Here is a 20,696-nt window from a genome sequence, read left to right on the forward strand (position 1 = left end):
AGGGTTTGAGAAGCGCTGCATTGATATTTCACTGATATTTCACTGTTCCGAAAAAAGCAATAGAAGAAGACAAGATTAAGACAACGTCGTTGAATATATTTTTTTATTAAGGAGTCAATTAGCGGGTAGGCTTAATCAGATCCCTGCGTTAGTCTAGATGCGTGCCGCAATGATGAGCGCTCCTAACTCTCTGCCTCTTTTTTGTCTTCTAATGGCTAGCTCTCCGAGTTGCTTTAGAGTGCCGCACCAAAGTTCTTTCAGCGAAGTTTTGTATGGGTAAAGTTCATCCTGCCTTGGCGACCCTTTCAGCTTCAAGACGGCATTATTGGGCTGGACTAGCAGTTTTTGCGGCTGTTCTAGGAACAGCTACAGCCATTCTCTCTACTGCTTCTTCTCGCTATGAAACCTCGGCTCGACTCATCGTACAAGATAATAGAGCAAGCATTTCAGATTTGGGGCAGCGCTTGACGACTGCTGAGCCTCCGCGCGATGTTAATCCGATCGCAACCCAAGCAGAACTTGTTACCTCCCAGCGAGTCATTCAGCGAGCGATCGAATCTTTGCAGCAAAAAGGCGAAATCAGCAGCGAAGCACTTCCCAGTGCATCTGAAATTCGTGGAGATGTCAGTGTCAAGATTGTTCCCGCTACGAGCATTTTAGACTTAACTTATCAGCATTCAGATCCAGAAATTGCTGCAAGCGTTTTGAATGCGATTGCAGAGTCAATGGTCATCGAGAATACGCAAGCAATTCGCTCAGAAGCATCTTCAGTACGGGAGTTTTTAGAAAAGCAAATTCCCGTGCTTCAAGCAAACTTGAGACAGGCTGAAATTAACGAAAGAAACTACAGACGCGACAATTCTCTGGTTTTGCCGGATGTTCAAGTTGAAAGCTTGGTGACCAGCTTGACTGCGCTAGAGCAGGAAAAAGGCAAGCTAGTCGCGCAGCTTCAGGAACTTGGCACTCGTAATAGCTTGTTGCAGCAAGTTACATCGGTCAATGCTCCTGAAACTGCCTACTCAGCCGTTCGAGTGGGGCAAGATGAGCAGTTACAGAATTTGCAAGGCCAGCTAACAGCATTAGACGCTGAAATTGCCGATCGACGATCGCGTTTGGGCGACCAACATCCCGATTTGCTCGCAGCTTTAGACAAACGTGAGGAACTTCAAGCGCTTTACGATCAGCGGCTGGCAAGCTTGTCTTCGCAAGGCAATTCTGCTGCCTCTGGGAATTCAGCTTCTAATGAGCTGAGTCAAAAGTTGCTGTCTGACTATATCGAGAGTGACATTAACCGTAGAGCTTTAGTCGATCGATTGCGGGTCGTACAGGCGGAAGTTGCTAGGCTGCAAAGTCGAGTTGCTCAAGTTCCGGTTTTACAGCAGCCCTTGACAGCCCTGGTTCGTTCGCGAGAAGAAGCAGCAAGCACACTCGCACAAGCCCAAGCCAAATTTCAAGAGGCACAAATTGCGGAAGCACAGCTCACTGGCAGCATTCAAATTGTGGGAGCCGCCGAAGTGCCAACATCGCCTGTTTCGCCAAAAGCGCCTGTTATTTTAGTGATGGCGATCGCGGTTGGAACAGTTCTTGGCATCGGTGTGGTTCTGCTTTTGGAAGTTGCGAATGTGGCATTACAAACTTCAGAAGAAGTCGAAGAGCGATTGAAGCTTCCAGTTCTTGGCGTTTTACCAAAAATGCCAGCCAAGCTTGAAGTCAAGCAGTTTTTAGACAATCCTGATTTCGTTGAACCCTACAGAGCGTTGCTAAAAAACCTAGAGTCTCAATCTGCTCCTCAACTTTCAGTTTTGGAGCCAGAATACAGCACAGCAACAGTCAATACAAACAATCATTTTTCGGCGCAAGGAAAAGCTTCAGGTCAATTGAGCAAGCAAGCGCGAGTCATTGTGATCAGCAGCACGATCGATGAGGAAGGAAAATCTCAGGTCGGTTTGTTTCTCGCTGCTGTCGGCGCAATGCTATCTCGACGAACCCTGCTGATTGACGTAGACTCTCGTTCTCCGGTGCAGCATCATCTCCTCGATCTACCGAAATATCCTGGATTGACCGAAGTGATTGGCGAGCACACGCCGCTTGCACAGGCTGTTCAAAGCACAGAAGTGGAAGGGCTGTCGTTGCTCGCGTATGGACACACGATCGATCGCCCTTCAACCTTGACCGAATCAAAACTGATGAAGAAGCTCTTAAATGATGCTCGTGCTGACTACGATTTGATCATCTTGGATGCTCCTCCTGTTAGCACTTGCGCTGATGCCGCCACACTAAGTCAGCTTGCCGATGGTTTAGTCTTAGTTGTGCGGCCAAACTTTACCCCTAGACAGGTTGCTGAGCAAGCTATCTCCGATCTTCAAAAGCGGAATGCGCCAGTTCTAGGAACAGTACTGAACAGCACGATTAGCGCTACAGAAAAAGCTTCCACGCCAAGGCTGCGATCTGCTGCCCTGCGTTGAGCCAATCGCAAGATTGCGATCTGGTGCTGCTAGCACAGATTCATGCATCCCCCTGTACTTCAAGGACAATCATTCATGAGATTCATTGCGGTAGCTTGTGCTTTGAGCTTGGGCGTTTCGATGCACATCGTAAGTTACTCCAGTCCCGCTCAGGCTCAAATTGCTGAGCCGACACTCGCTGAGCCGACAGCCGCTCAATCTGCTACGCTGCTAAAACCTGGCGATCGCATCCGCATTACGGTTATTGGCTTTCCAGAACTTTCCGGTGAGCAACTGGTGGCAGCCGACGGCACGATTCAGCTTCCCCTTGCTGGCGCGATCGATGTCGGCAGATTAATTCCCACCCAAGCGGTAGCTCGCATCAGTGAAGCACTGCTCCCATATGTTCGGCGTCCACAAGTGAGTTTGGTGGTTCTCAGCCTCAGTTCTCTGCGAGTGACGGTGACAGGTGAAGTTGTCCAGCCAGGTCCTCGCTTACTGAGTCCGTATGCCTCAGACTCGGTTGAGGAGACGGCTCCGATCAGACCTGTGACGCTCAGTAGTGCTTTGCTTCAGGCAGGAGGAATTACACCCAATGCAGACATTCAAAATGTGATTATTCGCCGCATTGATTCGACCCGTTCAGGCGTGGGGACTTCGGAGGAACCAGCAAAAACTGAAATCCGTGTTGATCTTTGGCAGTCGATCCGAGGCGGCGATCTAGCAGCAGATCCGCGAATTCAAGACGGTGATGAAATTATCATTCCCACTGCTGGTTCTAATGGAATTGACCAGCGTGCCTTGTTAAGTTCAACGGTCGCTCCTACTCAAATTACGGTACAAGTTGCTGGAGAAGTCGTTAGTCCTGGCTCGATTGAGTTAGCTCCGAGCGCTGATTTGAGTGCAGCAGTTGCTGCGGCTGGTGGCCCCACCGATGATGCAGATGCGAATAGAATCGCTTTGCTTCGAGTTGCTCCTGATGGTCGTTTGCAACAGCAAATCTATGAGTTCGGCGAAAACTCGTTGCCCCTGAGGGATGGCGATGTGATCGTCGTTGACAAGCGGTCGGAAAGGGAAGCGCTTAATGTTCTTAACCTCCTCTTGAATCCGCTTGGGTTTCTTTTTGATCTCTTCTAAGCAGGAAGCAGTCATGTCACTCTATCCGCGATTTAACTTGGCTCCTTATTTGGCCTTGCTGATCACAGCAGCAGGAGTTTCGATCGGCCTGGCTGCTGGATTCATAGTAGGAGTTCAACCGATACTTCTTGTAGTGTTTTTTGTTGCATTTACCACGCTCTTCTTCTTTTTCAAAGATTTTGAAAAAACCGTATTAGGACTGCTGATTCTACGCAGTTCTCTAGATATCTTTTCGGCGCAGCAATTGCCTGCTGCATTCGCAATTGGAATTGACATTCTCGCGCTGCTTTACGTTGCATTTAAACTAATTTCGCGTCAAAAAGTACAAACAGACGGATTCTTTTACTTTTTCGCTGGATGGGTTGCCATTCAAGGATTATGGGTTATTCTATTGCCTTTGGGCGGATTAGGATTAGGGGCATCAGCTCTAGATGATGCGATTCGAGAATGGATTCGGCTATTTTCATTTTTAATGATCTACCTATTAGTTTTGCAGCTTAAGGAAAAGATCTCGCCAGAGAAAGCAATCAATGCTTTGTTTCTTAGTTTGATTGCGCCACTCACAGCGGCCTGCATGCAGACGTTTCTACCTGCTTCATTGGTTCCAAAGATCTTGTTAGCTTCAGCAAGTACTGGCGAGATCGGTACAGCCTCACGCATCAATGGTACACTTGGACATCCCAATAGCTTTGCGACTTTTGCGCTGTTGTTTCTCGGCTTAACGCTTTGGAAATTTAGCTATTGCCGTCAGCGACTACCCTGGGCATTGCTGCTGGCTGCCGTTGCATTCTTCTTAGTTGCAACGCAATCTTTGACTGGATTAGTGATGTTGCTGGCTTTTGCGATCGCGTTCTTCTTACCCAGAATGAGTTTGGTGAATTTGGTTGCTGGGACGCTTCTGATTTTAATTGTTGGTGGTCTATTTCTCAGTTCAGAAGCCGGACAGGTGCGTTTGAATGAACTTTACTCAACCCCGCTATTGAATCCAGATATTGACTGGTCTCGTTCAGTTGCCATGCAGCTTTCATCTTCTAGCTCTCAAGCCAACAGCTTCAACTGGCGCGTCACTCAATGGACATTTCTACTACAATCCTGGGAAGATTTTCCCATCCTAGGTTATGGCCTAGGCACAACTAAAGCGGTCAGTATTTTTCATAACGCTGCTCACAATGACTACATCCGCGCTTTGGTTGAGGGCGGAATCGTTGGACTATCTTGTTTCCTAGTTTTTCTGCTGGCTCAAGCGATTCGTCTTCTGCAACTGCGATATGCCATACCGCAGAGCGCTGCTCGACGAGATCTTTGTTCAATGATGCTGGCATTTCTGGCGTCAATGTGTGTTGGAATGCTAGCAGGAAACGTTGTAGGACAAACTCCTTTGTGGTTCTACTGGTGTACTTTGCTATCAATTGTTGGTTGGAATTGGACACAACCTTCAAATCATTCCGATCGAATCAGTCACAAATCGCTTCAACCTGAAAACTGAGCAGATCTAGCTTTTTCAACTAATAGCTGAAACTCTCTAAGTAGGAGTTAACAAATCATCGGTGGGCAGCATTTAGATTGAACTAGTAAAGTTCTGAATCTACTTAAAGAATGCCTCACAAGTTTCTAGTCACTACACATTTCTGTAGAAATTATGATGAGATGATGAAGCTGCTGATCTTGAGTAGAACAGCATTGAAAGTCATGTTAGAACTAGCGAAGAGATTAGGAAGTTGTAAAAAAGGAGCCTAAGCGTAGCTATGAGTACTGCTGACTATTTAGTGATGGGGTTTGCTACTAATCTTGATCCCGTTCGCCTTGAAGTGTTCGCCAAGACGCTGCGGAGTGTTTATTCGCCTCAGCAGTGCGATTTGGTCATCATCACTAATCGAGTCGATGACAAGCTGAATCAGTTGGCACAACAATACGCGATCGAGTTTGTTCACACACCAAACAGCTTCAGCTTCAAAATCAACAAATTTGCAAAATTGCTGTATCAAGCGCTGGTTTATCTGTCGAAGTGGCTTGCAGAAACTACGCAACGGATTCCTTCATTGCGAGCTATTTTCTATGAACTCTACCCACTGCTGCTGCGGCTTTGGCACCATCCATTGTTTGTGCGCTGGATGAGCTACCAAGATTTTCTAAAAGTGCGCCAAAACTACAAGCGAATTTTAATCTCAGATGTTAGAGATGTTTCATTTCAGGCACCGTTTTTTGAGCATTTGGGTGAAGCAAGCTTGCATCTGTTTGAACAAGATCAAATCTATGGTGTTGCTGAAGTTGATACTCGCTGGTATCAAGAACTGTACGGTTCACAAGAGCTTGCTAAAGTCAATGGTAAGCCCGCCCTTTGCCTCGGCACTATCATGGGAGATTTTCAGGGCGTAAAAACGCTGGTTGATTCATTGTGTGAGGATACCTTAAAGTGCCCATTTGGTCGCGTCGATCAAACGGTGTTCAACAAGCTGTTCTATGAGGGCAGGTTTAATGGTGTAACAATTCAAGTACACGACAACAAAGAAGGGCCGATTTTAACGATCTCAGAACCACACGTTGTAGATCACTTCAAGACTGATTTGGACGGGGTGTTTTACAAAGAAAACAAAAACCTGATCCCAGTCATTCACATGTACGATCGCCACTCGGAAACTCTTGCTTACTTCACGAATGTGGTGGGCTATGAAATCAATGGTAAAGGCTTTGTTAAAAGCTAGATCGTTCCACACATTCGGAGGATTTTGTTAGTGCCAAAAGTTTCTGTTGTCATTCCTGCATACAACGCAATGGGTTATCTGCCCGAAACCCTAGCAAGCGCTCTCAATCAAACGTTTGTAGACTATGAAGTGATCATCGTTGATGATGGCAGCAAAGACAATATTCAACAGTGGGCGGCTCAACTGAGCGATCCACGCGTCAAACTGATTTCGCAAGAGAATCAAGGACTGAGCGGAGCACGCAACACTGGAATTGCTCATGCTCAGGGCGAGTATGTTGCATTTCTGGATGCAGATGATCTTTGGGCACCCACAAAGCTCGAAAAACAGGTGCAGCTTCTTGAGCAAGACCCAGATGTTGGGCTAGTTTACACTTGGTCAGACTTAATCGATCAGCACAGTAAACCGCTAGGTAGAGTGCTGAGGAGCAACGCGGAAGGAAACGTTTGGACAGAACTGATTAAGCAGAATTTTGTTGCCAATGGCAGTACACCGATGGTGCGTCGTCATTGCTTTGAGACAGTTGGATTATTTGATGTAGCGCTGCGAAGTGCTGAAGACCACGATATGTGGCTTCGCATGGCTCCACATTATTCATTTGCAGTCGTGCGAGAGCCGCTAACTCAATATCGCATATTGGACAACAGCCTCTCCAAAAATCTGCTGGTCATGGAACGTTCTGCTTTTGTTCCCTTGGAGAGAGCTTTTGCTTCACCGCCCTCCGATATCGATCGGCATGAACTAGAAACACTCAAGCGTCAAGCGTATGGTTCTAGGTATCTTCTTCTTTCCTGGTATGCGATCAAAAGCCGCAGCAGAGATTATCAAGCGGCCATCCGCTATTGCAAACAGGCGCTTCAACATAATCCAAAGCTGCGTTTCTCTAAAAGCTACGCTCGTTTGATCATTACGATCGCGATCATTCAACGTCTTGGTGCTTCTCAGTACGATCGATTGCTGTCCTTGCTCTACCTGCTACGTCAAAGATTTTTGAGTACCGCATCTAAATAAAGCTGTAGGAGGATTTTGTTAGTGCCAAAAGTTTCTGTTGTCATTCCTGCATACAACGCAATGGGTTATCTGCCCGAAACCCTAGCAAGCGCTCTCAATCAAACGTTTGTAGACTATGAAGTGATCATCGTTGATGATGGCAGCAAAGACAATATTCAACAGTGGGCGGCTCAACTGAGCGATCCACGCGTCAAACTGATTTCGCAAGAGAATCAAGGACTGAGCGGAGCACGCAACACTGGAATTGCTCATGCTCAGGGCGAGTATGTTGCATTTCTGGATGCAGATGATCTTTGGGCACCCACAAAGCTCGAAAAACAGGTGCAGCTTCTTGAGCAAGACCCAGATGTTGGGCTAGTTTATACCTGGGTTGCTTCAATTGATCAAGCAGGCCAAAGCAGAGGGAGAATTCTCAAGAACAACGCCCAAGGATATGTGTGGAAAACCTTGCTTGACCACAACATTGTTGAGTGCGGTAGTACGCCAATGGTGCGACTCAAATGCTTTGTCACAGAAGGCGTTTTCGATCGCAATCTAGGATCTTTCGTTGAAGATAAAGATATGTGGCTGAGAATCGCCTCTCGCTATCGCTTTGATGTTGTAAAAGAGGCATTAGTCTACTATCGTCAACACGCGAATAGTGCCTCTAAAAACTGGCAAGCAATGGAGCGCAGTTCTCTAATTGTTTTAGAAAAGGCTTTTAACTCGGCTCCAAATCTGACTGCCGCAGAGCTAGAGAAATTGAGAAGTCAAAGCTATGGTCGTGTCTACTTGCGGTTGGCTTGGAAGCCACTGCAAATTCAAAACCGAGACTATGAGACCGCAAAAGCGCTTCTCGCCCAAGCCTTCTACCATTGCCCCCGCCTCCGATTCTCAAAAGAACACCTACGCTTGAGTGCTGCAATTACTTTTGTGCAGTGGTTTGGCTCCGAACGGTACGACAAAGCGTTGGAGCTGCTATACGCAGTTCGTCGGCGTATCCAGTTCAAGGCACAAACGGTAAAGCAGTAAATGTCGATTTTGCAAATCTATTATCTTTTACTGCTAGCTTGTGGCAACAAGTTAAGAGTTTGAGGATGATGCGTGGGATTTTGACCTGCTACAGAATGATGCGACAAAACGAAAAGCACCCCAAGTTGAATGAAGATTAACAAACAGCACAAACAAAACCTTCTTCAAGGAGGGGTTTATCTCGCAATCAAGCAGATTCTTATCACTGCTTTGTCTCTTGTTAGCGTACTAGTTGTTGCCCGCATCTTAGGTCCAAAAGATTACGGAATCGTTTCGGTTGTTTTAGGACTTTACTATTTCTTCAGTTGGCTTGGTAAATTTGGACTACCGACCTATCTGATTCGCCAGCCGGATTTGCAGGAAAATACCTTTCAGCAAATCTTGGCATTTTTCAACACGACTGGGCTAGCGACCTGCCTTCTCTGCTGGCTGGCTGCTCCTGCTTTCGGCTGGTGGACTGGACATTCCGAGGTGACTGCCATTATTCGCTGGTTGCCCATACCGCTTTGGCTAGAAGCAGTAGCAAGTGTGTCAATCAGCCGCCAAGAACGCGATCTGGGATTTGCACAAATTGGCGTGATTGAGACAATATCGCAAATCTCCAACTACATTGTGACCGTTCCACTAGTGTTTATGCAGTGGAGCTATTGGGCACCGATCGCAGGGCTAGTCACTCAAGCTGCGGTGCTGGCGATCGCTGCCCGTCGGCTTCACCCCATCCCCTTCCAATGGAGATGGAACTGGTCAGCCGTTCGGCCAGCACTGCGATACGGCTTAGCTTTCGCCAGTGCCGACTGGATCGCTTCTCTTAGAGTTCTCACTGTACCTTTAATCGTGACTCGATTTGCTGGACTCGAAGCGGCAGGAATTATTAGTATTGCAATTCGCCTGGTAGAGCAGGTATCGACCCTACGACTCGTTCTACGCAGAATGTCAATTAGCATCATGTCTAAGCTAGTTGACGATGCCTACTCTATCAAGAAAGCAATTAGCTACGGTATGGCTTATCAAGCAATCATTGTTGGTTTCACCTGTGCAATTTTTGCTTGCGCCGCTGGCTGGATTGTTCCATTAGTCTTTGGATCAGAATGGCTGCTTAGCTCTAAGATTTTTCCTTTGATTGCCTTTGCAATGATGGTTAAATCAACCTTTGATTTGCATAATTCAGCACTAAATGCAATTGGAAAAAACCTGGAAGTTGCTTGGCGAAACTTTGTGTATATTGTGTTGCTTTGGCTGGGCTGCATCCTGCTGATTCCATCCTTTGGGCTTTGGGGATATGGGATTGCAGAGATTCTTGCCTTGCCTAGCTATTGGCTGGTTCACCGCGCTTTAACCACTTTATATGGATCTATAGATTACAGTCAGGCGCTTTGGTTTACTGCTGCCGCCGTTCCCGCTTTGGTCGCAGGCAATTATCTGCCGATCGCTCTGAGCTTTGGAGTGTTGGTTGGCAGCTACAGCACTTTGCTATTCATTCCTAGCACCAGAAAAGTAATTCTTGAAATTTGGTCGGTGATTCGATCGCGCGGTGCAAAAGCAGAAGCTTAACTTTAACCAGTAGTCATCGGTCAGGGTCGTCGAACCTAACACTATAGGGTAATTTGAAGTGCAAGGAGGGTGCGATCGCCTGCTAGAACATGCGGTTTTCAGATCCAGGCAGCTAGAAGAATCTCACGCCAGTCTCTATCAAGCGAAAGGCGCATTCTTCTTAAATTTGGCTAAGACTGGAAAGTAGTTGGTGTTACCAGGTAATGCCAACCACTTTAATCTGTTTACCGAATTACCGTTTTTCTCATGCAAACGACGATCGCCCCAACTGCCAACGCCTACGCATCAGCCGAAGAGCAGTTCGTTACGCTTCTAGAACTTGAGAATCTTGATCAGCAGCTACGAGCGCAACCGCATCTTGCCGATGAGTTTGAAGCTGCGATCGAGCAGGCTCTAACCGCAACTTATTTAACTGAAGGTCAAGGCGACGAAGCGGCGCACCGATTTCTTCAGCGCGTTCTATATCGAATTAATCGCCTGAAGCTGTTTTGGTATGACGATTTGCGTCACTACACGAACGAACGATCGCCTTACCTGATGCAGGTGCGCGAACGCATCGAAACGCCTTGGCAGCAGTGGGAACTGGCTCAGATGGATGTTGCCGCTTTGAAGGCGATCGCTTCGCCCGAAAAGGTAAAACAAGCGTTGCGCGATCGGGCGGCTGCCGATCTCGATCCGGCCTTGACCGAAGACAGCCGCTATATGCGCGAGGAAATGCCGCTGGAGGGCTATCGGCATTTGCTGGCGATCGCGTCTTTTGATGGACTGGTTGAAGCCAGCCGCCTTTCGCGCATTTTGGGCGGTGCGGCGAATGAAATTCAATGCACGCTTGTCCGAGTGCTGATGGAAGAGTATGGCGGCGGACGGTTGGCTCGCAAGCACTCAACCTTTTTCGCGCAGATGATGGAAGAGTTGAATCTGCACACTGAGCCGGAAGCATATTTTGACATCGTTCCCTGGCAGGTTCTAGCCGGAATCAACCACAACTTTTTGTTGACCGAGTGCAAGCGGCATTTCCTGCGCTACAACGGCGGACTGGCCTATTTTGAAGTGGCTGGCCCTGCTGCCTACCGGAACTATCTAGCGGCAGCAGAGCGGCTTAACTTGTCGAAGACGGCATCGGGCTATTGGGATTTGCACATTCGCGAAGATGAGCGGCACGGACGCTGGATGATGGATGATGTGACGCTGCCGCTGGTCGATCGCTATCCGCAAGATGCTTGGGAAATTGTGCTGGGATACGACCAGGAGAAACAACTCGGCGATCGCGCCAGTGCTGCGGTTGTGCGTTCGATTCGGGCTGCTACTAGCGGTCAGTCGCTTTAACAGGTCATTGAGTCGCTGAAGTGCAGTTGCTCAAAATAGCTGCGATCGATCGCTTCAGTGAACTCATCCGTAAAATCTTGTGAAATCCTCTAGCGTTTGTCTGCATGATGCTAGGGGATTTTTTTATAGTTCAGTTAAGGCGTGCATCTTATACACATCCGACCCGTGTGCTCATTCAAGCGGCATTACCTCAACTAGCGCCATTTTTAAGTGAAATTGGGAAAACTTAAGTCAACAGAGTTCTGAGCAAGAGGAATCGATAAACTGCTAGCGATCGATCGCCTCGATGCTATGGAACCGATTTAGCATCTGTATTGAGCAACACATCATTTCCTTGGAGTCGATCGCTTGTCGCCGGAATTCAAGGCGATCGCGTCGTAGCACTTTACTTATGACAATTCAAGCTTTGAGACAAACTCGCATCTGGGAAATGTTGACGAACACGCCGCGCCTGATTCGGCTGGTTTGGTCGGCTTCCCCACGCTGGCTATTGCTGTCGCTGGCGGTGACGCTGCTGGGTTCAGTGATTCCGGTTGTGCAGCTTTATGTAAGCAAGCAGATTGTCGATCGCGTCGTTCACAGCATCAATCAGCCAAATCTTGACTGGCAACCGCTTTTAGTCTGGTTGGGACTGGGACTGGGGCTGACGCTGACGCAGGGCGGACTGAATCAGGCGAATACGTTTGTGTCGCAGGTGTTGAACGATCGCTTTACGCTGCACGCCAACGATGTCATGCTTCAGCAAGCCGTGCGGCTAGATTTGGCGCACTATGAACTGCCAGAGTTTTACGATATTCTCACTCGCGCTCAGCAAAGCGGCAGCACTTATCCTGTGAAAGTGCTATCAACGCTCAGTACGTTGGCGGGTCAAACCATTACATTCAGCGGCCTGATGATTCTGCTGGTGAGCTTTAATCCCGCGATTTTTATGCTGCTGATGCTCACCTCAATTCCGGCGTTTTGGGTGAGCGTGCGCTTTTCAGGGCGGCGATTTTGGATGCTGCGTAAGCAAACGCAGAGCGGACGATTTGCCGATTATTTGCAAAGAGTTTTGACGAACGAAAACTTTGTCAAAGAAGTGCGCTTGTTCAACCTGAGCGATCATTTGCTGAGCCAGTGGCGATCGATTCGATCGAGCTTTAACGATGAGTCGAGCAGGCTGGCTGCACAGCAAACTTCGATTCGCTTTGGTGCTAGCTTAGCGGCAAATTTGGGTTTCTATGCCGCTTATGCTTGGGCGATCGTGCAGACCGTGCAGGGACACATCAGTTTGGGTCAACTGACGATGTATTCGGGTGCGTTTCAGCAGTCGCAAAACGTAATTCAAGGCATTTTGCTCAACGTGGCATTGGCGTATGAGTTCAATCTTTACATTTCGCAGTTTTTTGAATTTTTGAACCTCAAGCCGCAGATCGTCAGTCCGCCGGAGGCGATCGCGTTTCCCATGCCGATCGAGCGCGGACTCGTTTTGCGCGACGTGACCTTTACCTATCCGGGTGCGAGCAAACCGACGCTGCGAAATCTCAATCTCACTGTGCGGCCAGATGAAAGCATTGCGCTGGTTGGGGTAAATGGAGCTGGAAAAACCACGCTGTTGAAGCTATTGACGCGCTTTTATGACATTGATTCGGGTGAGATTACGATCGACGGCATTCCCATCGAGCAATTTGACCTGATGGAATTGCGGCGGAATGTTGGCGTCATTTTTCAAGATTTTGCCCGCTATCACCTCAGCGTGCAGGACAATATTGGCTTTGGCGATCTGCGCGAATATCGCAATCAAGCTCGAATTGAAAAGGCGGCGATCGAAGCAGGTGCACATGAGATTATCGCCAAGCTGGATGCAGGATATGAAACGATGTTGGGCAAGCTGTTTCCGCGTGGAGCAGAACTGTCGGGCGGGCAGTGGCAAAAGATCGGTTTGGCGCGAGCATTCATGACGCCTGCCCAAATTTTGATTTTGGATGAGCCGACAGCGGCGTTGGATGCGATCGCCGAATACGACTTGTTTCAGCGCTTTCGCCGATTGACACGGGGCAAAATGACGTTTTTGGTCAGTCACCGCTTTTCGACAGTGCGAATGGCCGATCGAATCGTTGTGCTTGAAAAAGGTCGGATTGTCGAGATGGGTAGCCATGACGAACTGATGGCGCAGGGCGGACTGTACGAACGAATGTTTAGCCTGCAAGCTTCAACCTACGGTGAACTGCCCGTGCGCTAGAAAGCGGGAATGGTCACACAAAAGGAGAGCAGATCTAAAATTCTGCTCTCCCATTCTCACAACAAAGCAGCGGGGCTACGAATCACCCACTGCCACATTTATCAACTCGCTGCTCAAGCTTAGTAGCGACGATCGCTGCGGGCACCACCCCAGCCACCGCCACCGCCGCCGTTGCTGAACGAGCGACGATCGCCACCACCGCCACCGCCACGATCTTCGCGGGGTTTAGCTTTGTTGACTTTGAGGCTGCGTCCCATCCACTCAGCACCATCGAGCGCTTCGATCGCTGCGTTTTCCTCATCGTCAGTGGACATTTCCACAAACCCGAAGCCGCGCATCCGACCTGTTTCCCGATCGGTCGGAAGCTGCACGCGCTTGACCGTTCCGTATTCGGCAAACACGTTGCTCACGTCTTCTTGCGTAACCTTGAAGGACAAATTACCTACGTAAATCGACACGGAAAAACTCCAAATCAAATTGTTGCGAGATTGAGCCGGAGCAATGCCTGTCGAAAAAACAAACCTGTCAGCCGAACTTAATACTCAGCTTTAACCCTAACACACAAACGATCGAAACTGAAAATATGCAAGCTTGAAGCGTCAAGATTCGTGGACAGAATTGAATTTTCAACACCGATCGATCACAGGCTCTAAACTAGAGCTAGCAGGTGATTAATCGATCGCCCGTTCCGCTTTTTCCAAGTTGTTAAATTCTATGTAGGCGCGATCGAGGCGTCAAGAAACTTCACTATGGCTTCTTCCGATCGCGGTCGTGTGGTTCTCACGCATTCCACGCATATCCCTGGCTTAATTCGCATTCTCGAACGGCTATGTGAACAGCCGGGAATTTCAACGATTACGCCTGCGGTGATCGGCAAAGTTCGCGCCCATTGCCCCAGCTTGAAACTAAAAGTTTCTGTACCGATTCGAGGCGGATTCAAGGCAATTGCTCGGCATGGAAAAACCGTACAGGAAGTGTTTATTCTCACCAGCCTTGATCAAGTTGAATTGGAAGCGGCGATCGATCGAGCAATGAATCGCAAAGCTTAAACTTTTATCTGGCGTGAAGATTGTGGCGAGTTGCGATCGATCGCATCAAAACTAAACCGATGAGCTGAAAAATTGCGGTAATTCATGATGCATTTGCCCTAAACGATCGTCAGCATTTGCGTCAGTACGCTTTCAAACAGTTGCAGGCCATCCGTACAGCCCAAAGTTGAATCGGCTGCGCGTTCGGGGTGCGGCATCATGCCCAACACGTTGCCCTGCGCGTTGCAAATTCCAGCGATGTTTTGCAGCGAGCCGTTTGGGTTGGCGCTTTCCGTAGTTTCGCCCGACTGGGTGCAGTAGCGAAACACGATTTGGCGATTGTCTTCAAGCCGCTTGAGCGTGTCCGGATCGGCGTAATAGCAGCCTTCGCCGTGCGCGATCGGCAGCGTAATGACTTGACCTGTTTGATAGTTTTGCGTCCAGGGAAGATCGGTGCGATCGACTCGGAGCGACACGCGATCGCACACAAAATGCAGGTCGCGGTTTCGCATCAAGGCTCCAGGCAGCAAGCCGGATTCGGTTAAAACCTGAAAGCCATTGCAGACACCCAACACGAGTTTGCCCTGCTGAGCGTGAGCGATCGTGGCCTGCAATGCTGGGGAGAAGCGGGCGATCGCGCCGCAGCGCAGATAGTCGCCGTAGCTGAAGCCGCCCGGCAAAATGATTACGTCAAGGTCGTCAAGATCAGAATCTTCGTGCCAGACCATGCGCGTCGGCTGATTGAGCAGATCGCGCACGACCATTGCGGCATCGCGATCGCAGTTGGAGCCAGGGAAAACAACGACACCAAATTTCATGCTGCTCCTACCGTAGCCGGAATTTCTGTGAGGTCAAAGCGATAGTTTTCGATGACGGGATTGGCAAGCAGGCGATCGCACACTTGATCAAGCTGCGATCGGGCGGCGGCTTCGTCTGCTGCCGTCAGCTTCAGTTCGATATATTTGCCGATGCGAACTTGCTCTACGTTGTCATAACCCATGTGGGCGAGGCCGGACTGGACGGCGGTTCCTGCCGGATCAAGCACGGAAGGCCGCAGCGTCACGTAGATTTGAGCCTGGTAGGTGTTCACAAGGACGCGATCGAGACATCGCCCCCTATTGTAGCTGACTGTCCGACCGGACATCGCGACAATTCCGGTCGATCGAGTTCCGCAGTAAAATTGAAGGAATCCTAAAGAACTCGCCATGAAAGCCGAACGTACCCGCAGCCAAGAGCGGGTTCTTAGCCTGCTCAAAGACCTCGATCGCGCCATTTCCGCGCAGGATCTCTACATTGAGTTGCGAAATCGTGAGCAGGGCATGGGGCTGGCGACGGTTTATCGTGCTTTGGAAGCGCTGAAGCTGGAAGGGGCAGTGCAGGTGCGGACGCTGGCATCGGGCGAGTCGCTTTACAGTTCCGTCAAGGAAGACCGTCATCACCTCACCTGTGTGCAGTGCGGGCTGTCAATGCCGATCGATGAATGTCCGGTTCACGAATTGGAACATCAGCTTCACCAATCCCATCAGTTCAAAATTTACTATCACACGCTGGAGTTTTTTGGCCTCTGTGCCGCCTGCCAGCTTGCCCAAACGAGTGCCTGACTTAACCGCTCCGCTGTTCGACAAGCTGCTGATAGGCAGTCGTGAAATCGGCAGTTGTGATGCGGAGGGCAGTCGGGTCGCTGCCGCCTTCACGTCGATAGAGGCGGATCGCTTCGATCGCCGCCTGATTGCTCAACAGCGCCAAGTCTGCACCGTTCCAGCCTTCCGTCTGGTCTGCCCAAGCTGCGAGGTCAACATCGGACAGGGGGCGATCGTGGTTGTGAACTTGCAGGATTGAGAGGCGGCTCGATCGATCGGGCAAATCGATTTTCAGTTGGATGTCCAGCCGACCCGATCGCAGCAGAGCCGGATCGAGCGCGTCGGGGCGATTGGTTGCGCCAATCAGCAAAACGTTGGGGCACTCTTGCAGGCCGTCAAGTTCCGTCAGGAGTTGGCCGACGACGCGATCGCCCACGCCCGAATCGCTCTGGTAGCTGCCACGAGCGGGAGCGAGCGAATCAATTTCGTCCATGAAAATCACGCAGGGCGCGGCCTGTCTTGCTTTCGTGAACAGTTCGCGCACGGCTTGTTCGGATGCACCGACCCATTTGCTGAGCAGTTCTGGCCCGTTGACGGCGATGAAGTTGGCGCGAGCTTGGGCGGCGACGGCTTTGGCGAGCAGGGTTTTTCCGGTTCCCGGTGGCCCCCAGAGCAGAATGCCGCGTGGCGCTTTGGCTTTGGTGTGCTGATAGAGTTCTGGGTAGAGCAGGGCGCCTTCGACGGATTCCTGCAAGGTTTGCTTGATCGATTCGAGGCCGCCGATCGATTCCCAAGTGACATTTGGCGATTCAATTTCGACCGATCGCAACACCGAAGGGCGAATGATCTTGAGCGCTTCTAAGAAATCGGCTTGTGTGACGGTTGCCGTTTGGGGAATCGGGGCATCCAGCGTTGGCATCAGTCGCCGCAGGGCGGTGTAGGCGGCTTTTTGGCAGAGCGCTTTGAGATCTGCGCCGACCATGCCGACCGATCGATCTGCGATCGCGTCCAAATCCACTGTGCGATCGAGCGGCATCGCCTGCGTCAGGATGCGGAGGATGTCGAGTCGTCCAGGTCGATCGGGGACGCGGAACTGAATTTCGCGATCGAATCTGCCGGGACGCCGCAGGGCGGGATCAAGGTGGTCGGGGCTATTCGTGGCCGCGAGGACGACTACGCCTTTGGTGCGGGCGAAACCGTCCATCAAGCTCAGCAGTTGGGCGACGACGCGCTTTTCAACTTCGCCATCGACTTTGGCGCGATCGGGGGCGAGACTGTCAATCTCATCGATGAACACGATGCAGGGTGCGGAGCGAGCGGCTTTTTGGAAGAGTTGCCGCAGGCGGGATTCGGCTTCCCCATAGAATTTACCGATAATTTCGGGACCGACGATCGCAATGTAGTTCACGTCTAATGCTTGCGCCAGGGCGCGTGCGGTCAGAGTTTTTCCGGTTCCCGGTGGCCCCACAAGAAGAACGCCGGATGTCGGTTCCAAGCCCAGCATTTTCAGGAGATCAGGACGCTTCAGCGGCAGTTCGACCAGTTCGCGCAGTTCGCGCAGCACTTCGGACAGTCCGCCGATTTCATCGAGGCTGACGGCGGGCGATCGATCGGGCTGGCTTTCGACGGGCTGCGGTGGTGGAACCGGAGCGGGGCGAGTCGGCGGGGCAAGGCGGCGAACTTCAGTTCTAAACTGATTTGGCTCCGATCGACCTTCGATTTCTCGCACAAAGGCTAAAAATTCATCGGAAGCTTGATCAAAAAATTCTTCAAAATCTCTGAGAAAATTGTCCATGTTGCGTTCGCCCCAACCCTACATCCTCAATTTACGAGGTTGCTTCAGGGGCAGAGGGGTGGAAGCCGAAGTGGGCGATCGCACTTCCCGAACCACGTTGCAAAAATTAATCGACGGTTTCGTTGATCGGGAAGCGATCGATAAGCTGCATTGCTCGTTTGGCGTTGCGCCGAAGGTCTTCGTTGAGGTGTGGGACGTGCGGCACTTGCGAGAGGAAATCAAGCGTTCGCCGTAAAATTCGCACGATGTCGCCTTCGTCCAGGCTGGTGTTGGCACAAAGTTCCGGCCACTCAACACCAAGCGCCCACTGCTCGACAAGGGCAATCCAGTCTACTTCCAGCCAAACGGGAAGAGCGACCTGATAGCGGCGTTGCAGTTGGAAAAGCTGGCGACGAATGCCGCGCAGCCCAGAGAGCGCGTCTTCAACGGCAGGAGAGCGATCGTATCTCGTCCAGCTATCGGGGCGCGAGACTTCGGTGACGAGGGCAGCGATCGCGGATACCAGTTCATGCGGGTCGAGGTGATCGAGTTCACCGGATGCCAAGCAGAGGCCAAGCCACAGTTCGTTATCGCCTCGGACGGCGGCTGCAACTTCGCCGAGCGGAGTGGGTTCCACGTCGTTGAGACAGCCGAAGTGCTGCAAAATTCGCATTAAATTCAGGAATTCTTGCCAGTATTGGTGCGATCGCTGCTCTAGTTTGTACTGGCGATCGTGCAGTTCCACCTGAAGCTGTTGCACTCTGGCGCGACGCTTGAGCAGATTGTTGGGGTTGCCCCAAGACTGAGCGGGATGGCTGGCAAGTTCGGACTCAAGCTGATCGACCAAGGCTTGCTGCTCTCGCACTTCTGGAGCGCTGTTGAAGGCGACTAGCGGAATTTGCGCGGCGATTTCGGCGGTGCGATCGTCACCGCTGCGAAGTTGTCCGGGTTTGACAATCAGATCGATCGGTGGTGCGAGATCATCGACCGCAGCGAGGCGCGGCACTTCGGAATGAAGACCGACCACATCGCTGACGCTGACGACGCGCCAACGGTTGTCTTGACTGAGGCAGGTGAGGTAGGGAAACTGACCTGCGCCCGGAGCTTTTGCGACGAGGACGGCGAGCAGCGGCGTTGCAGTCGGAACATATTTGCCCTTCAAACTCAGGACAGTTCCCGCTACAGCAAATTGCAGTGAGGATGCCAAATCGTGTGCGGCCAGTTCGAGGGCTTGCTCTTGCAGAATTTTCAGCAAGCGGCGAGCTTCTTTGGTGCGGCCTTGCAGTTTCTCGAAGCTGGCGAGCAGTTCGGGATCGATCGTGTTGATCTGCGCTTGGTGATGGCGAATTTCCATTTTCAGGCGATCGATTTCTTCGCGCTGCGGTCGCCATTTCAGGCTGGAAAGGTATTGCCCAAAGCTGCGTTCGACAAGCTCTTGCGCTTCTTCGATCGAATGGGTTTGCAGCAAATTCAGCACCATGCCGTAGCTGGGCGTAAACTGGCTCACCAGCGGATCGGGCTTGGAGGTGGCGAGATATCCGGCTTCGCGCGATCCTTCAAAGCGCGATTGCAGCGTGACGACATGCCCCAAGTCGTCCATGCCGCGCCGTCCGGCTCGTCCGGCCATTTGCAGAAATTCCGAAGGAGTGAGCAGGCGATGGCCGCGATCGGTGCGTTTGGACAAACTCGAAATTACGGTCGTCCGGGCAGGCATGTTGATTCCCGCTGCCAGCGTTTCGGTTGCGAACACGACTTTGATCAAGCCCTGCTGAAACAATTCTTCGATCAGCACTTTCCAGGCGGGCAAAACTCCGGCGTGGTGGGCGGCGATGCCACGATAGAGCGAGGCGACGTGGCCGCTGCGTCCGGCTTCGGGATTGCGATCGAGAAAGTCGTCAATTTGTTTTTTCAGTTGGGCGGCTTCGCGATCGTTCACCAGCGAGAACTTATCGAGTTCCTGGACGGCGTTGTCGCATCCTTTGCGGCTGAAGATGAAATAGATCGCGGGCAGCATGTTCCGCTGCTGAAGCTGGCTGATGATGAACGGCAAGGTGGCGGTTTCCTGCTTGGGTGCGCCGCCTTTCATGCCTTTTTTCTGCTTCAGACTGGGATGGATGCCTTTGCCGTTCGGGTTGAGCAGGGGCAGCAAGCCTTTTCCCGTGCCGAAGTGAAACTGGAGCGGAACCGATCGATGCTCCGAATAAATCAACTCAGTCGCGCCGTGAACTTCATTCAGCCAGTCAGTCAGTTGATCGCTGTTGGCGACGGTGGCGGAAAGGGCGACAAGCTGCACATCCGGCGGACAGTAGATGATCGACTCTTCCCAAACCGTGCCGCGCTGTCGATCGTTCATGTAGTGGCACTCGTCCAGCACAACAGCTTCGACGCCAATCAGCGACGTGCCGACTTCACCGATCGGTGTGCCGTAAAGCATGTTGCGGAAAATTTCGGTCGTCATCACCAGAATTGGCGCATCGCGGTTAATCGAGACATCTCCGGTCAGGAGTCCGACCTGTTCGGCTCCGAAGCGATCGCGAAAGTCGCGCAATTTCTGGTTGGACAACGCTTTGAGCGGCGTGGTGTAGAAGACGCGCCGACCGCGCCGCAATGCCTGATAGATCGCATATTCGCCGATCAAGGTTTTGCCCGATCCGGTCGGGGCACAAACGACAACGGATTTTCCGGCATCGAGGGCGGCGATCGCCTGCCGCTGAAACTCATCGAGCGCAAACGGAAACAGCGTATTGAAGTCGAGTTCGATCGGAGGGGAAAAAGTCACAGTCTAATCGCTGCACAAAACGGAGAAAAAATTATATTTTACGATGCTGCTTATGATTGTGCCATTTTCCCGGTTGTTTACGCGCTGTAGGCGGGGGGCGATCGCGTTCGGGAAAACTGCTGACAAGCGTTA

Annotated in this window: 16 protein-coding genes; 11 read left to right on the plus strand and 5 right to left on the minus strand. The window is 51.0% G+C overall.

Going from position 1 to position 20,696, the window contains the following annotated elements:
* Positions 1–272 precede the first annotated feature (272 nt).
* The 9 genes from H6F67_RS04400 (at position 273) to H6F67_RS04440 (ending at position 13,403) form a co-directional block, all read left to right on the plus strand.
* The gene (locus tag H6F67_RS04400) at positions 273–2,465 is read left to right on the plus strand and encodes a polysaccharide biosynthesis tyrosine autokinase (protein ID WP_190763722.1); all 2,193 of its coding nucleotides are present in this window, start codon (positions 273–275) and stop codon (positions 2,463–2,465) included.
* A 75-nt stretch (positions 2,466–2,540) separates the two neighbouring features.
* Entirely contained in the window at positions 2,541–3,581 is a 1,041-nt protein-coding gene (locus H6F67_RS04405; RefSeq protein ID WP_190763724.1) for a polysaccharide biosynthesis/export family protein, read from the plus strand.
* Positions 3,582–3,594: 13 nt separating this feature from the next.
* Positions 3,595–5,067, plus strand: coding sequence for an O-antigen ligase (locus tag H6F67_RS04410; protein WP_190763726.1), 1,473 nt, complete (start codon positions 3,595–3,597; stop codon positions 5,065–5,067).
* Between the two features lie 259 nt (positions 5,068–5,326).
* Positions 5,327–6,283 carry a hypothetical protein gene (locus H6F67_RS04415; protein WP_190763729.1) on the plus strand — a complete coding sequence of 319 codons (957 nt, stop codon included), beginning with the start codon at positions 5,327–5,329 and terminating at the stop codon, positions 6,281–6,283.
* Positions 6,284–6,313: 30 nt separating this feature from the next.
* Complete coding sequence (locus H6F67_RS04420; protein WP_190763731.1) at positions 6,314–7,294, plus strand: glycosyltransferase family A protein; 981 nt, start codon at positions 6,314–6,316, stop codon at positions 7,292–7,294.
* Between the two features lie 21 nt (positions 7,295–7,315).
* Entirely contained in the window at positions 7,316–8,305 is a 990-nt protein-coding gene (locus tag H6F67_RS04425; protein WP_190763733.1) for a glycosyltransferase family A protein, read from the plus strand.
* A 129-nt stretch (positions 8,306–8,434) separates the two neighbouring features.
* Entirely contained in the window at positions 8,435–9,856 is a 1,422-nt protein-coding gene (locus H6F67_RS04430; RefSeq protein WP_277874557.1) for an oligosaccharide flippase family protein, read from the plus strand.
* A gap of 246 nt (positions 9,857–10,102) precedes the next feature.
* The gene (locus H6F67_RS04435; RefSeq protein WP_190763736.1) at positions 10,103–11,182 is read left to right on the plus strand and encodes an iron-containing redox enzyme family protein; all 1,080 of its coding nucleotides are present in this window, start codon (positions 10,103–10,105) and stop codon (positions 11,180–11,182) included.
* A gap of 391 nt (positions 11,183–11,573) precedes the next feature.
* Complete coding sequence (locus tag H6F67_RS04440) at positions 11,574–13,403, plus strand: ABC transporter ATP-binding protein (protein ID WP_190763738.1); 1,830 nt, start codon at positions 11,574–11,576, stop codon at positions 13,401–13,403.
* Positions 13,404–13,522: 119 nt separating this feature from the next.
* Here H6F67_RS04440 and H6F67_RS04445 read toward each other — a convergent pair whose 3' ends face one another.
* Positions 13,523–13,861, minus strand: a complete 339-nt coding sequence (locus H6F67_RS04445; protein ID WP_190763740.1) for an RNA-binding protein — start codon at positions 13,859–13,861, stop codon at positions 13,523–13,525.
* Between the two features lie 291 nt (positions 13,862–14,152).
* Between H6F67_RS04445 and H6F67_RS04450 the strand changes: the two genes are divergently transcribed.
* Entirely contained in the window at positions 14,153–14,452 is a 300-nt protein-coding gene (locus H6F67_RS04450) for a DUF2103 domain-containing protein (RefSeq protein WP_190763742.1), read from the plus strand.
* Positions 14,453–14,550: 98 nt separating this feature from the next.
* On the opposite strand, the gene purQ is transcribed toward H6F67_RS04450, so the two are convergent.
* Together purQ and purS are read right to left on the minus strand one after the other, a co-directional pair.
* Complete coding sequence (gene purQ, locus H6F67_RS04455; protein ID WP_190763744.1) at positions 14,551–15,249, minus strand: phosphoribosylformylglycinamidine synthase subunit PurQ; 699 nt, start codon at positions 15,247–15,249, stop codon at positions 14,551–14,553.
* Positions 15,246–15,575: a phosphoribosylformylglycinamidine synthase subunit PurS gene (purS, locus tag H6F67_RS04460; protein ID WP_190763746.1), complete on the minus strand. Its 330-nt coding sequence runs from the start codon at positions 15,573–15,575 to the stop codon at positions 15,246–15,248. The genes purQ and purS overlap by 4 nt, the downstream gene beginning before the upstream one ends.
* 61 nt (positions 15,576–15,636) lie before the next feature.
* Between purS and H6F67_RS04465 the strand changes: the two genes are divergently transcribed.
* A complete protein-coding gene (locus tag H6F67_RS04465; RefSeq protein WP_190763749.1) occupies positions 15,637–16,032 on the plus strand; it encodes a Fur family transcriptional regulator in 396 nt (131 codons plus the stop codon).
* Between the two features lies 1 nt (position 16,033).
* Here H6F67_RS04465 and H6F67_RS04470 read toward each other — a convergent pair whose 3' ends face one another.
* On the minus strand, positions 16,034–17,806 hold the full coding sequence (locus tag H6F67_RS04470; RefSeq protein WP_190763751.1) for an AAA family ATPase: 1,773 nt from the start codon (positions 17,804–17,806) through the stop codon (positions 16,034–16,036).
* A 106-nt stretch (positions 17,807–17,912) separates the two neighbouring features.
* Positions 17,913–20,564: an RNA helicase gene (locus H6F67_RS04475; protein WP_190763752.1), complete on the minus strand. Its 2,652-nt coding sequence runs from the start codon at positions 20,562–20,564 to the stop codon at positions 17,913–17,915.
* Between the last annotated feature and the right edge of the window lie 132 nt (positions 20,565–20,696).

This window comes from Microcoleus sp. FACHB-1515, assembly GCF_014696105.1.
In the GTDB taxonomy this organism is placed as follows: Bacteria; Cyanobacteriota; Cyanobacteriia; order Elainellales; family Elainellaceae; genus JAAUTJ01.

What these genes read in the sequence shown, in the direction of transcription:
- H6F67_RS04410 (WP_190763726.1), top strand. Translation starts at nt 3,595, where the DNA reads ATGTCACTCTATCCGCGATTTAACTTGGCTCCTTATTTGGCCTTGCTG.
- H6F67_RS04465 (WP_190763749.1), top strand. Translation starts at nt 15,637, where the DNA reads ATGAAAGCCGAACGTACCCGCAGCCAAGAGCGGGTTCTTAGCCTGCTC.
- H6F67_RS04405 (WP_190763724.1), top strand. Translation starts at nt 2,541, where the DNA reads ATGAGATTCATTGCGGTAGCTTGTGCTTTGAGCTTGGGCGTTTCGATG.
- H6F67_RS04450 (WP_190763742.1), top strand. Translation starts at nt 14,153, where the DNA reads ATGGCTTCTTCCGATCGCGGTCGTGTGGTTCTCACGCATTCCACGCAT.
- H6F67_RS04430 (WP_277874557.1), top strand. Translation starts at nt 8,435, where the DNA reads ATGAAGATTAACAAACAGCACAAACAAAACCTTCTTCAAGGAGGGGTT.
- purS (WP_190763746.1), bottom strand. Translation starts at nt 15,575, where the DNA reads ATGTCCGGTCGGACAGTCAGCTACAATAGGGGGCGATGTCTCGATCGC.
- H6F67_RS04470 (WP_190763751.1), bottom strand. Translation starts at nt 17,806, where the DNA reads ATGGACAATTTTCTCAGAGATTTTGAAGAATTTTTTGATCAAGCTTCC.
- purQ (WP_190763744.1), bottom strand. Translation starts at nt 15,249, where the DNA reads ATGAAATTTGGTGTCGTTGTTTTCCCTGGCTCCAACTGCGATCGCGAT.
- H6F67_RS04440 (WP_190763738.1), top strand. Translation starts at nt 11,574, where the DNA reads ATGACAATTCAAGCTTTGAGACAAACTCGCATCTGGGAAATGTTGACG.
- H6F67_RS04415 (WP_190763729.1), top strand. Translation starts at nt 5,327, where the DNA reads ATGAGTACTGCTGACTATTTAGTGATGGGGTTTGCTACTAATCTTGAT.
- H6F67_RS04400 (WP_190763722.1), top strand. Translation starts at nt 273, where the DNA reads ATGGGTAAAGTTCATCCTGCCTTGGCGACCCTTTCAGCTTCAAGACGG.
- H6F67_RS04435 (WP_190763736.1), top strand. Translation starts at nt 10,103, where the DNA reads ATGCAAACGACGATCGCCCCAACTGCCAACGCCTACGCATCAGCCGAA.